The organism is Streptomyces sp. NPDC104307, from assembly GCF_055584045.1.
The window spans coordinates 60,300-72,485 of record NZ_JBVJMU010000005.1; the positions used below are offsets into that span (position 1 = coordinate 60,300).

The following is a 12,186-nucleotide window of genomic DNA, read 5'->3' on the forward strand; positions in this document are numbered from 1 at the left end:
CAGGATTCGGGCCCGTCGTGCACCGGCGTCCGGCGCAATGTGCCGCCGCCGTCGAATGGTTTGGTTACCACGCCTCTGTCTCCCGGATGTCGCATCCCCTGCGGATCACCACGGATCCCTGTCTGATCGGAACGGGGTCATCATGCGGCCATCGATTACCGCTGCGTTCCCTTGGCGAACGAGGGAACGGGAAGGAAGCGGGATCGGAACGGGAGGGAACCGGGAGCCGGGGCGGAGAGGGTGGCCGGGAAGTTGTCTGCAGTAAGGAGTACTCAAGTGAAGGACCCCAGGGATCGCTCCCCCGACGGGACGGAGCTGCGCCAGGCCTTCCAGGACCTGTCCACCGTGGAACGGTGGGCCGAGCACGTCGCGTCCGGCGTCCATTCCCACCCGTACACCACGCCGGAGTCCCTGGAGGGCCCCCAGCTCAGCGTCGAGACCAGAACCGAGGACGGCATGCACACGGTGGCGGGGATCGAGGAGTGGCCGCCCGGGGGCGACGGCGGAGCGGCCGTCCTGGACGAGACGGAGCGGGCGGTGCTCCGCTCCCTGGTGAGATCGCTGCTCGACCTGGCCGGCCATGAGTCGGGAACCGCCCGTACCCGCGTGGTGCTCACACCCGTCGGCCCCCGCGTCGCCGCCTGCCAGTTGGAGCCGGACCCGGTCTAGGCCGCTGTCCGCAGGCGATTCCTGCCCCGTTCCTGCGGCAGTTCCGGCGGCGGTATCGGGGCAGGAACGGACCGGGAACGCCGGTCAGCAACATCAGTGGTGTCGGGAAGCGGAACACCGCAAAAACCCACAAACACCACTTAGGGGCGGGACCATGGGACACAAGCTTGCTGGGCTCTTCGGGATCATCGCGGCGACGCTGGCCTTCGGTATCGGCGTGACCGCCGAAGCGGGACAGACGCACAGCCCCCGGAGCACTCAGCAGGTCGTGGCCGACGACAAGGGCCCCACGGTGATCGGCACCCACACACTCGCCGACGACAAGGGCCCCACCGTCATCGTCGCCACCCCGAACGACGACAAGGGCCCCACCTTCGCCACCCCCAACGACGACAAGGGCCCCACGTCCGTCACCGACACGACCAACGACGACAAGGGCCCCACGTCCCCGGCCATGTGATCCCGCTTCTCGACAAGCGCGCCCCGCACCGGAGTCACGGTGCGGGGCGTGGTGCTGTCCGTGCGTCGTGCGTCTGCCGTCTGGGTCTGCGTCTGCCGTCGTTCGTGAGCCGTCAGCCGCGGCGGTGTTCGGCCGGCACACCCAGCGCGGCGAAGAGCTTCTCGGCCTCGGCCCGGTACTGGACCGCGTCCGGCGCGTCACCGAGGGCGTCGGCCATGCCCGCGAGGGCGTAGGCCTCCTCGATGCGATAGCTGAGGGACGAGGAGAGGGCATGGGCATGGGTGTGCAGCGCGAGCGCCGCCGCCGTGTCGCCCTGGCGCCGGCGCAGCCGCCCCACCATGTTCTCGACCTTCGCGCGGCGCAGCGGGGAGGAGTTCGTCCGCATCATGGCCAGCGCCCGCTCCGCCCGGTCCGGATCGTGGGGCGGCCGGCCCAGCAGGTTGTCCACATCGGCGGACAGCGCCAGGGTCAGGGCGAGGTTCACCTCGTTGCCGGCGTCCCCGTACAGCGCGCGGGCCTCCGCCAGGCAGCGGTCGGCCTCCTCGTAGGCGCCCAGACCGACATGGGCGAAGGCGAGATCGGTGATGGCCCCGGGCAGACCCTCGTGCTGCCCCAGCTGCCGGCTCAGTTCGGCCGACCGCTGGGCCGCGTCCCGCGCCTCCTCGTACCGCCCCCACTGTTCGTAGAGCGTGCTCAGGATGGTCAGGCTCTCGGCCTCCGCGCGCGGCATGTCCAGGTCCCGTTCGTGCGCGATCGCCGTCTCCATGTGGCCCAGGGCCTCGGAGAAGTCACCGAGCAGGCTGTTGAACTGGCCGAGGATGCTCTCGCTGTGGGCCTGGGTGTGCAGATCACCGAGCCGGATCGCCACGTCCCGGCTCTCCCTGGCGGCTTCGAGCCCCTCGGTGAGACGGCCCAGTTTCCAGCAGGCGACGCCGAGGTTCGAGAGGCTCACCCCCAGCAGCGACAGATCCTGCAGCCGTCCGGCGGCGGCGACCGCGACCCGGCTCAGTTCACCGAACTCCTCCAGGAGGCCGAGGTCGTTGAGCTGGAAGACGAGATTGCGGGACAGACACACCACATAGCGGTCGTGGCCCTTGCGCTCCGCGAGCGTCACGGCCGCCAGGAGCGCCGTCTGCTCGCGCAGGAACCACGTGCGGGCCCGCTCGGCGGTGCCGAGGTCGGGCAGTTCGGCCGTGGAGGGCGGGATACCCGTGCTGCGCCGGCGCCGCCCGGAGTACAGGAGGTCGCACGCCTCCTCGGTGGCGGTGAGGTAGTAGCTCAGCAGCCGCTCCACCGCATCCGAGCTCTCCGCGGGCTCGGCGGACTCGACGAGCAGGCTCTGCGCGAAGCTGCGGACAAGGTCGTGGAAGGTGTAGAGACCGATCTCCGGCTGCTGTACGAGATGGACGTCGAGCAGCATCTCCAGCAGATCCTCCGCGTCCCGCGCACCCGTACCGAGCAGCGCACCGGCCGCGTGGATGTCCATGTCGCTGCCCGGGTGCAGGGCCAGCGTCGAGAACGCGTTCCGGCACTCCTCGTCCAGGGCCTGGTAGGACAGGCGCAGGGTGGCGGAGACGCTGCGGGCGCCGGAGCTGAGCTCGTCGAGTCTTCGGGTCTCGTCGCGCAACCGCTCCGCCAGGTACTGCAGGGTCCAGCGCGGTCGGTTGCGCAGCCGGGCGGTGGCGATGCGCAGGGCGAGGGGCAAGTGGCCACAGAGCCGGGCGAGTTCGGCGGCGGCCTCCGGCTCGGCGGCGACCCGCTGGGCGCCGAGGGTCTCGGCCACCAGCATCGCGCTGTCCTGGGGCGGCATCACTCCGATGGAGATCCACCGCGCGCCGTCCAGATCGACCAGCCGGGCCCGGCTGGTGACCATGATCAGGCTGCCGGAGGAGGCGGGCAGCAGCGGCCGTACGGTGGCGGCGTCCGCCGCGTTGTCGAAGAGGATCAGCAGCCGCTTGCCGATCAGGGTGGCCCGCCACAGGGCGGTGCGGGCGGGTACGTCGTCGGGTATGAGGCTGCCCGGCACACCGAGCGCCCGCAGCAGGGTGTCGAGGGCCATGCCCGCGGTCACCGGCTGGTCGCCGGGCGTGTACCCGCGCAGGTCTATGTGGAGCTGGCCGTCCGGGTACCGAGGTGCGAGCCGGTGCGCCGCCCGCACCGCCAGCGAGGTCTTGCCGCAGCCGCCCATGCCGTCGATGGCCAGGATCTGCGGGCCCTGTCCGCCGCCGTCCTCCACGGCACGCTGTATTTCGGCCAGTTCCCGGTCCCGCCCGGTGAAGTCGGAGAGGTCGTACGGGAGGGTGCTGGGCGGTTCCGCGGGCAGGGCCACCGGTGCGACCGGGGCGACCGCCGGTCCGGGGCCGGCCAGCTCGGGGCTCTCCCGCAGGATTCCCTCGTACAGCTTGGTCAGATTGGGGCCGGGATCGATGCCCAGTTCCTCGACGAGGAGCTCGCGCACCCTGCCGAACTCTTCAAGGGCCTCCGCCTGCCGCCCGGACCGGTACAGGGCGATCATCAACTGCCCGCGCAGGGACTCGCGCAACGGGTGCTGCTGGACCAGCTCGCGGAGTTCGACGACGAGTTCGGCGGCCTCACCGAGACCCAGGTGGAGTTCGAAGAGCTGTTCCGCGGCGGTCAGCCGGCGCTCCTCGATGGAGGTCGACGCGGCCTTGATGACCGGGCCGCCGCCGCCGGACAGAACAGGCCCCCGCCACAGGGCGAGAGCGCCGCGCAAAATCTCTGCGGCTTCGGCCGCGCGGCCCTCGGAGGCCGTCTGCTTCGCTTTCCGTATCAGTAGGCCAAATTCGGCCAGGTCGATTTCGCATTGCTCGTCCGCGACGCGATAGCCGGGCCCATCGGTGAGCAGGACGTCGGCGCCGCCGGGTATCCGCCTGCGAAGATCCGCGACCGCCTTGCGCACTTGGTGCGGTGCCGTCGGCGGTGGTTCTTCGTCCCAGGCAGCCTCGACCAGACGCGAAACCGGAAGCACCTTTCCGGGCTCCAGAAGCAGCGTGGCCAGAACTCGCTCCTGGATGACTCCCCCCAGCCGGAGCCGCGTCCCGTTCGACCACCCCTCGATCGGGCCAAGAATGTTGAAGCGCAGCCGAACCTCTTCCGCTGTTGACACGCATCCTCCCGTCAGCTCTGCCCACCCGCAGCTCTACCCAGGCGCGAAGTGATCGTAGCCCCTGCGTGAAGGAAGTCGCGGTACCGCACCGGGAAGACTTCGGGAATGGCTCGATGGACGCTGTTCATCGACGGCAGACCTTGGCTGTCACGGAGCGTACGGAGCGTGAGCGGGCCGGAATGATCCCGGTCCGGGGGGCGCGTTCCGGACAGTCCATGGAGGCCGGGCAGCCGGCTATTGCCTTTCTGATCGTGTGGAGACCGAGGAGACAATGATGAATTCCCAGCCTGCACACGGGCTTGACGTTCTTCTGCAGAATGCGCGCAGACGAGCGGGGCTCACTCAGGAACAGCTCGCCGGGCTTTCCACCGTGAGCGTCCGGGCCATTCGGGACCTGGAACTGGGGAGGGTTCAGCACCCGCGCAGGGAAACGCTGAAGCTTCTCGCCAATGCCATGAGACTGAGTGACGCCCGACGTGTCGAGCTCGAACTCGCCGTCGACGCGAAGGCGGTGGGCCGCGTCTTCCAGGACAGTTACGGGGCGGACCTCGCCACACCGCCCCCCGCGCTGCGCCCGCTGGTCGGGCGGCGCCCCGAACTGGAGGCACTGACCGCTCGGTTGAGTACGGACCACGAGCGGCTGCTGACACTGGTGGGCCTGCCGGGAGTGGGAAAGTCCCGGCTCGCCCAGGAAGCCGCGTCCGTCATTCACGCCAGGGACCGGGTTCCGGTCCTGTGGGTGAGTCTGGACGGCCCGGCCGATACCGCGGAAATGGGCTCCGGCAGCCCGCAGTCGACCGTGGCCGGCTGGGTGCGCGCACTCGTCCGCGACGGCGGGGAATTCGAGGAGCTCGCCACGCTCATCGGGTCCAAGGAGACCCTGATCGTGCTGGACGGTCACGATGCGTCACCGAATGTCACCCCTCGGCTGCTGAATCTGCTGCGAGCCTGCGAGCGCCTGAAAATACTCACCACCTCCGACCGGCCGGTGCAGTTGCCCGGCGGACGGCTGCTGCCACTGGCTCCGCTCGCGGTGCCGTCCGCCGCGGAGCTGGCCGGCGAGGTGGCCGGCGACACGCTCGTCGCGGACCGGCACGCCGTCGAGCTGACGCTCTCCCATGTCAGCTACGCGCGGCCCGACTTCCTCCCCACGGACACCGTCGTCACCACCGTCGCCCACATCTGCCGGGCACTGGACGGGATGCCGCAGGCACTGGAGGGCGCGGCGTCGTGGCTGCTCCTCTACTCGCCCCAGCAACTCCTGGACATCGCCCGCACCACTCCGCTGGTGCTGCTCGACGGCGTCACCCCGTCCGATCCCGCCGCCGGTCCCACCCTGAGCGAACGGCTCACCGCCGCCGTCACCGGACTCGCCCCGCAGGCAGCCGCGCTGCTGCGCACACTGGCGGGCCTGGAGGACCCGTGGACCGTGGACGGCGCCGCCCGCGCCTGCGGAACCCCGCTGGCCGGGACCGCCCGTGACGTACATGCCCTGCTGGTCCGCGGCCTGATCCGCAGACTGCCCGCCACGGCGGGCGACCCGGTCGGCTTCACGGTGCTCAACCTGGTCCGTGCGGTGCTCTCGGCACAGGACCGGGAGCAGGCGCCCGCCGCTCTCGTCTCCGCGTCGGCCGAATGAGCCGGGCAGCCCCGACCGCCCGGAACTCCGGCCCTTCGTCCCTCTCCGCTCCCGCCCTCACGAAAGGCACCTCACCCATGCGCAACCTGATCTCGCTCGCCGACCTCACGCCCGCCGAGCTGGACCAGCTGGTCCAGCGCGCCGTCTCGTTCGGCCGCGACGGCATCGTGCCGAAGCCGCTGGCCGGACGCCAGGTCGGCCTCTACTTCCGCAAGTCCTCCACCCGGACCCGTACGTCCTTCTGGAGCGGGGCGACCCGGCTCGGCGCCGACGTGATCACCTTCGGCCCGAGCGAGCTCCAGCTCACCACCGGCGAGACGGTCGAGGACACCGCCCGGGTGCTCGGTCAGTACCTCGACGCCCTCGTCGTACGCACCAACGGGGACGTCGAGGAGATCCGGCGGCTCGGCAGCAGCGAGGACCTGGCCGTCGTCAACGCCCTGAGCCTGGACGAGCACCCGACCCAGGCGATCGCCGACCTCGCCACGCTCACCGAACGGTTCGGCTCGCTCGACGGCCTCCACCTGCTCGCCGTCGGCGAGGGCAACAGCTCCGGCGCCGCCCTCGCGCTCGCCGCGGCCCTCACCCCAGGGCTGCGCCTCACCCTGCTGTGCCCGAGGGGATACGAGGTGCCCAAGGAGACCCTGGACCTGGCGGCCGAACTCAGCGGCGGCAGGGCCCTGGTGAACCAGGTCGTGACGCCGGACGAGGTGTCGGGCCCGGTGGACGCGGTGTACACCAGCCGCTGGCAGACCATGGGTGTGACGAAGGAGAACCCCGACTGGCTCCGCGACTTCGACGGCTTCCAGATCAACGCCGGCTTCCTGGAGCGCTTCGGCGGTCCGGAGACCGTCTTCCTGCACGACCTGCCCGCGGTCCGGGGCGAGGAGGTCACCGACGAGGTCCTCGACGGCCCGGCGAGCCTGGCCTGGCGCCAGGCCCACCACAAGATGACCGCCGCCGCCTCGGTCCTGGAGTGGTGCGTCACCGGCTCCCGGGGCTGATCATTCTTTTCGTACCGCGAACGGAAAGGGCGGGTGCGAGACGCTGTACGCGTCTCGCACCCGCCCTTTCGGCACGGGAGTGGCGGCGGGATCAGCCACCCATCGCCGCGACGACCGAACGCGGCCGCATATCGGTCCAGTTTGCCTCGATGTATTCGCCGCACTCCTGCTTGCTGCCCTCGCCCTTCACCAGTTCCCAGCCCGCCGGCTGCTGGATACGGGCCGGCCACAGCGAATACTGTCCCTCCTCGTTGGCCAGCACCACATAACGGCCCTGAGAGTCCTCGAACGGGTTGGTTGCCATGATTCTTCACCTCGGTTGGACGAAGGTATTCATTCGGTCATCGGGTCTGACTGTTTTCTCTGTCGCCTGCCTCAAAGGCTAGGAGCCGCCGACCGGTTCGCCGGGCAGAAGCCCAGGCAGATCGGCGGCACCACGCAGCACGGGTCAGGCGGGCACACGGGCCGTCCGATGCGCATAGGTCAGTGCGACCCCGGTGGCCACGGTCGCCGCACGCACCGCGCCGAGCGCCTCGCGCACCAGCTCCGACCGCTCCGCCGGCATCGCCTCCAAACCGGTCTGACCGGCACGGACGATGTTCACCGCGGCTTCGAGCACGGCGACCTGCGCCTCACCGAGCGCCTCCCGCCGGTCGACCCTCTCCCGAACCTGTGCCAGGACGTCCGCGAGCACGTCCGCCGCCCGGACGCTGTGGCCGGTCTCTGCCATGTCATGACTCCTCGGTCGTTCGCCGGCGGTGTGCACAGGGCCGGGCGCTGAATTCTGCGGGCGCAGTCCGGCCAGTCTCACGCCCCGACACCCGCCCGGCACGGCGCTGTCGGCCAACTGCTGCTCTCCTGCCGCCCAGTTGCCGCCGGTCACGCCGGATTCGGCTCCGCGACGAATCTACGTTGGTCACCGAAAGGAAGTTCAGGCCACGTCTGGACCTCTTTCTCCCCCTGTCATCCAATGATGTGGACGAAGCGAACAATGAAGCCTGCGGAATGGGCGGCTCGTCATCGATCCGGGCCGCTGGATGTTGTTGTCACCGGACTGCCATCCGATGCGCACACCTGGAATCTCATCTACATCCAATTGCTGCTCGAAGACCTCGGGCACAAGGTCGTCAATCTGGGTTCCTGCGTGCCCGAGGACGAGATCGTCGAGTCCTGCTGCAAGTTCCAGCCCGACCTGCTGGTCGTCAGCAGCGTCAACGGACACGGCTTCAACGACGCCCAGCCGCTGATCGGCGCCATCCGCTCGCGCTGGGAGCTGACCGCCCTGCCCGCCGTCATCGGCGGCAAGCTCGGTGTCGCGGGCGGCGGGGAGAAGGAGGCCGACGTCCTCAGGAGGGCCGGGTTCGACGCGGTCTTCCAGGACGGCGTCGACCTCACCGCCTTCGAGTCCTACGTCGGCTCACTGCCCAGGGAGGTGGAACGATGACCCCGCAGACCCTCGCGGCAGCCCCGGACAGCCGCACCACCGTGCACCGGCGCCCGCTCTCCTTCGGCCGCTTCGTGGCCGAGGCACAGAACCGGGGCGCCCTGGTCGTACAGCCCCGCATGGGCTTCTCCGGACCTGCCCTGATGCGGGCCGGACTGCTGGCCACCAAGGGCGCCGCGGACGCGGTCGTCGGCACTATGACGATCGACAGCTACACCCGGGTGAGCGACGAGGCGTCCGCGGTCCGCGCACTGAACAGCGGCGTTCCGCTCAACGGGTTCCCCATCACCTCCTACAGCCCCCACACCTCGCGCTGGGTCCTGGACGGTGTCCGGGACGCCGGCTTCCCGGTCCAGATCCGGCACGGCTCCGCACGCCCCCAGCGGATCGTCACCGCACTGGCCAGGCTCGGCCTGGACGCGACGGAGGGCGGCCCGGTCTCCTACTGCCTGCCCTACGGCCGCACCCCGCTCCTGGACTCCGTACGCAACTGGCAGGAGAGCTGCGAGTTCCTGGCAGGTCTGCGCGCCACCGGGGCGGAACCGCACCTGGAGACCTTCGGCGGCTGCATGCTCGGGCAGCTCTGCCCGCCCGGACTCCTCGTCGCGATCAGCGCGCTGGAGGCGCTCTTCTTCCACCGCGCCGGGCTGCGCAGCATCTCGCTCAGCTACGCCCAGCAGACCAACGCCGCGCAGGACCGGGACGCGGTACACGCGCTGCGCCGGCTGGCCGGCGAGTTCCTGCCGGACACCGACTGGCACATCGTCCTCTACACCTACATGGGTCTCTACCCGCAGACCCGGAGCGGTTCCCTGGACCTCCTGGAGCGCTCGGCCGAACTGGCCGTGGAGACCGGGGCGGCCCGGCTGATCGTGAAGACGGTCGCCGAAGCACACCGCATCCCGACGGTGGCGGAGAACGTCGAGGCGCTGCGGGTCGCCGCACGCGCCGCGTCCCGGCACCGGGCGGCGGCCGGTCCCGGAATCCTGCCCGGCCCGCCCGCGGCCGCCGACAACGCCGTTTACGCGGAGGCCCGCGCCCTGGTGGAAGCCGTGCTGAACCTCGACGACGACCTGGGCCAGGCGCTGCTGAAGGCCTTCGCCCGCGGCTACCTCGACGTCCCCTTCTGCCTGCACCCCGACAACGCGGGCCGCTCCCGGAGCCGCATCGATGGCTCCGGCCGCCTCACCTGGTCCGAGATCGGGGCGATGCCCCTGGGACCCGTCCGCGACCGGGGCCGGCGGCTCACCGCCGCCGGGCTGTTCGACGCCCTGTCCTTCGTCCAGCGCCGGCACGACCGCACCCTTCCTTCATCCCTCTCCCGCACCCCGCTTCCCTCGGCAGCCCGTCGACCGGCGGCCCATCGGCAGCACATCCAGGAGGTAGCACCATGACCAGCACGAGTGCCGAGCCCCGCGCCCGCGTCGCGCCCGCGTTCCCGGTCTCTCCCGACCAGCACCTGATGGCGGAGCCGACCCGGGCGACCCTGCGGGTGCAGAGCCGCATGCTCGCGGCGACCCGCGCCTTCCTGACCGGTCAGGGGTTCCAGGAACTGCTGCCGCCGGTCATCGGACCGGTCACCGACCCCGGCATCCGGGGCTCCAAGCAGGTGGACATCGATTTCTACGGCCACAAGTACAAGCTGATGACCAGCGCGATCCTCTACAAGCAGGCCTCCCTGATGGCCTTCGAGAAGATCTTCTACATCGCGCCCAACGTGCGTCTGGAACCGCTGGAGACGGCCGTCACCCACCGCCACCTCGCGGAGTTCCACCAGATAGACGTGGAGATCCGCGACGCCGGCCGCGAGGACGCGATGGAGCTGGCCGAGCGGCTCGTGGCGCACGTCGTCGACGAGGTCGTCCGCGAGATGCCCGGCGATCTGGAGCTCCTGGGCCGGGACCCGGACGCGTTCCGGGAGGTGGTCAGGGGGGCGTTCGCCCGCACCACGCACCAGGAGGCCACCGCGGACCTGGTGGCGCTCGGCCATCCGCAGGACCCGGGTGCCGAGATCGACTGGGAGGGGGAGGAGATCCTCTCCGCGAAGACCAGCCGCCCGTTCTTCGTCGTCGACTACCCCAAGGGCTCGCGCGGCTTCTACGACCAGGAGGACGCCGAACGCCCCGGCATCCTGCGCAACTTCGACCTGATCGCCCCCGAGGGCTACGGCGAGCTGGCCAGCGGCAGCGAGCGCGAACACGACTACGCGGCCCTCGTCACCCGGATGCGCGAGACCGGCGAGAACCCCGCGAAGTACGGCTGGTACCTCGACCTGGCCCGCCGCGGCATCCCCGCCAGCTCAGGCTTCGGCATCGGCCTGGAGCGCTTCACCCGGTACGTCACCGGCCGCACCGCCGCCTGGGAGGCCAGCGCCTACCCGAAGCTCCCCGGAGTGGTGTCGGCATGAGCGTACTGAGCGCAGAAGGCTTCCCCGAGGAACAGGTGCGGCACCGGGCCAGGGCCGGAGCGGCGGCGGCCTTCCCCGCCCTGGAGTCGTACGGCAGCAGCCTGCTGGGCGCGATCCCGGCCGGCCACGACCCGCAGGACCTGCTGGAGCGGGCCAGGATCGTCCCCCCGGTGTTCATGCCGGAACGGCTGAAGAAGCTCATCGACCTGGCCCGTGAACCGCTCTACACCGATGTCGAACTCAGCACGTCCGTGGGCGGGTTCACCTCCCGGCTGCCGCTGTACGTGTCCGCGTTCGGCTCGACCCAGGTCGCCAGCCACGACCTGGGCGAGGCCGCCGGACGCCAGGCCGGACAGCTCGGCATCCCGATGGTCATCGGGGAGAACGTGGTGCCGGTCAACGGCTACCGCGCCGCCTCCGACTCGGGGTCCTCCCCGCTGCTCGGCCGGATCGCCGCCTACACCGCCACCGCCGACGACGAGCACGGCGGAGTGGTGGTCCAGCAGTCCACGGAGGACGCGGACGCCGAGGTGTGGAATCTCGTCTACAGCGACCCGGTCTCCGAACCGCTGCTCGCCACCGGCCGGCTCGCCTTCGAACTGAAGGTCGGCCAGGGTGCGAAGCCGGGACTTGGCGGACTCACCGTCCTGGGCCGCGAGGCCGGCGGCAGGGTCGCGGAACAGTACGCCATGGACCCGGTGTTCGGCCCGGACAGCGACTCCGTCCTGCGGATCAGCAGCCCCGGCACCTTCACGGAGGAGATCCTGCGCCAGCAGATCCGCCTGATGCGCAACAACTTCCCGCGCGTGAAGGTATGGGTGAAACTGCACCCCGGACGTGACATCGCCCTCGCGGCCGCCACCGCCTGGGCGGCCGGCGCCGACTCCGTCACGGTGGACGGCGCGGAGGGCGGCACCGCCTGGGCGCCGACCGGCTTCCTCGGCCAGGTCGGACTCCCGCTCGGCGAGTGCCTCACCCGCATCGGCCCCACCGAGCACTGCCTGCTCGCCAGCGGGCGGATCTGGGAGGGCGGCAGAGCCGCGAAGGCCCTGGCGCTCGGCGCCCGCGCCGTCGGCCTCGGCCGGGCCGCGCTCCTCGCCGTGGACGAGGACGCAGAGGCCGGACTGGTCCGGCTGGTCGAGAGCATCGCACTGGAGCTCCGGCTGCTGATCAGCTCCGTCGGCAAGTACCACGCGAACGCACTGGAAGCGGACGACATCCTGCTCCCCGCCGAAGCGGCGGTGGCGTCCCGCACCGGCTGACTCCCCGCCCCGCCGACGAGGCGGTGGCGTACGCACCCGCCGACTCCCCGCCCCCACCGCACAACTTCGCACCCGCCGACTCCCCGCCCCACCGCACGACTTCGCACTCCTCCGCACGTCATCCACCGTGGCTCCGTCGGTCTCCCGGCACGCCGCGAGACCACGAGATCCGAG

Annotated in this window: 11 protein-coding genes; 8 read left to right on the plus strand and 3 right to left on the minus strand. The window is 70.8% G+C overall.

The features are described from left to right. Positions 1-276: 276 nt before the first annotated feature. Both ACZ601_RS15505 and ACZ601_RS15510 read left to right on the plus strand, forming a co-directional pair. On the plus strand, positions 277-669 hold the full coding sequence (locus tag ACZ601_RS15505; protein WP_469537722.1) for a hypothetical protein: 393 nt from the start codon (positions 277-279) through the stop codon (positions 667-669). Between the two features lie 154 nt (positions 670-823). Beyond that, entirely contained in the window at positions 824-1,129 is a 306-nt protein-coding gene (locus tag ACZ601_RS15510; RefSeq protein WP_440574603.1) for a hypothetical protein, read from the plus strand. 112 nt (positions 1,130-1,241) lie between these two features. Here the strand turns inward: ACZ601_RS15510 and ACZ601_RS15515 are convergent, their stop codons facing one another. After that, complete coding sequence (locus ACZ601_RS15515; protein ID WP_469537725.1) at positions 1,242-4,256, minus strand: AfsR/SARP family transcriptional regulator; 3,015 nt, start codon at positions 4,254-4,256, stop codon at positions 1,242-1,244. Between the two features lie 274 nt (positions 4,257-4,530). Between ACZ601_RS15515 and ACZ601_RS15520 the strand changes: the two genes are divergently transcribed. Both ACZ601_RS15520 and ACZ601_RS15525 read left to right on the plus strand, forming a co-directional pair. After that, positions 4,531-5,895: an AAA family ATPase gene (locus tag ACZ601_RS15520; protein WP_469537728.1), complete on the plus strand. Its 1,365-nt coding sequence runs from the start codon at positions 4,531-4,533 to the stop codon at positions 5,893-5,895. A 77-nt stretch (positions 5,896-5,972) separates the two neighbouring features. After that, on the plus strand, positions 5,973-6,899 hold the full coding sequence (locus ACZ601_RS15525; RefSeq protein WP_469537729.1) for an ornithine carbamoyltransferase: 927 nt from the start codon (positions 5,973-5,975) through the stop codon (positions 6,897-6,899). A 91-nt stretch (positions 6,900-6,990) separates the two neighbouring features. Here the strand turns inward: ACZ601_RS15525 and ACZ601_RS15530 are convergent, their stop codons facing one another. After that, a complete protein-coding gene (locus ACZ601_RS15530) occupies positions 6,991-7,203 on the minus strand; it encodes an MbtH family protein (RefSeq protein ID WP_469537732.1) in 213 nt (70 codons plus the stop codon). A gap of 144 nt (positions 7,204-7,347) precedes the next feature. Then, entirely contained in the window at positions 7,348-7,629 is a 282-nt protein-coding gene (locus ACZ601_RS15535; protein WP_469537734.1) for a hypothetical protein, read from the minus strand. Between the two features lie 261 nt (positions 7,630-7,890). On the opposite strand from ACZ601_RS15535, the gene ACZ601_RS15540 reads away from it, so the two are divergent. The 4 genes from ACZ601_RS15540 to ACZ601_RS15555 are packed head-to-tail and all read left to right on the plus strand — an operon-like array spanning position 7,891 to position 12,012. Then, entirely contained in the window at positions 7,891-8,343 is a 453-nt protein-coding gene (locus ACZ601_RS15540) for a cobalamin B12-binding domain-containing protein (protein WP_440574609.1), read from the plus strand. Further along, positions 8,340-9,737, plus strand: coding sequence for a methylaspartate mutase (locus tag ACZ601_RS15545; protein WP_469537737.1), 1,398 nt, complete (start codon positions 8,340-8,342; stop codon positions 9,735-9,737). The genes ACZ601_RS15540 and ACZ601_RS15545 overlap by 4 nt, the downstream gene beginning before the upstream one ends. Continuing rightward, entirely contained in the window at positions 9,734-10,750 is a 1,017-nt protein-coding gene (locus ACZ601_RS15550) for an asparagine synthetase A (protein WP_469537740.1), read from the plus strand. Before ACZ601_RS15545 ends, ACZ601_RS15550 begins: the two co-directional genes overlap by 4 nt. Next, positions 10,747-12,012, plus strand: a complete 1,266-nt coding sequence (locus ACZ601_RS15555; protein ID WP_469537742.1) for a glutamate synthase-related protein — start codon at positions 10,747-10,749, stop codon at positions 12,010-12,012. The genes ACZ601_RS15550 and ACZ601_RS15555 overlap by 4 nt, the downstream gene beginning before the upstream one ends. Positions 12,013-12,186: the final 174 nt, after the last annotated feature.

Bases quoted from the DNA above. Each gene is read 5' to 3' on its own strand.
- ACZ601_RS15555 (WP_469537742.1), top strand. From the start codon at position 10,747: ATGAGCGTACTGAGCGCAGAAGGCTTCCCCGAGGAACAGGTGCGGCAC.
- ACZ601_RS15520 (WP_469537728.1), top strand. From the start codon at position 4,531: ATGAATTCCCAGCCTGCACACGGGCTTGACGTTCTTCTGCAGAATGCG.
- ACZ601_RS15535 (WP_469537734.1), bottom strand. From the start codon at position 7,629: ATGGCAGAGACCGGCCACAGCGTCCGGGCGGCGGACGTGCTCGCGGAC.
- ACZ601_RS15540 (WP_440574609.1), top strand. From the start codon at position 7,891: ATGAAGCCTGCGGAATGGGCGGCTCGTCATCGATCCGGGCCGCTGGAT.
- ACZ601_RS15545 (WP_469537737.1), top strand. From the start codon at position 8,340: ATGACCCCGCAGACCCTCGCGGCAGCCCCGGACAGCCGCACCACCGTG.
- ACZ601_RS15530 (WP_469537732.1), bottom strand. From the start codon at position 7,203: ATGGCAACCAACCCGTTCGAGGACTCTCAGGGCCGTTATGTGGTGCTG.
- ACZ601_RS15510 (WP_440574603.1), top strand. From the start codon at position 824: ATGGGACACAAGCTTGCTGGGCTCTTCGGGATCATCGCGGCGACGCTG.
- ACZ601_RS15550 (WP_469537740.1), top strand. From the start codon at position 9,734: ATGACCAGCACGAGTGCCGAGCCCCGCGCCCGCGTCGCGCCCGCGTTC.
- ACZ601_RS15525 (WP_469537729.1), top strand. From the start codon at position 5,973: ATGCGCAACCTGATCTCGCTCGCCGACCTCACGCCCGCCGAGCTGGAC.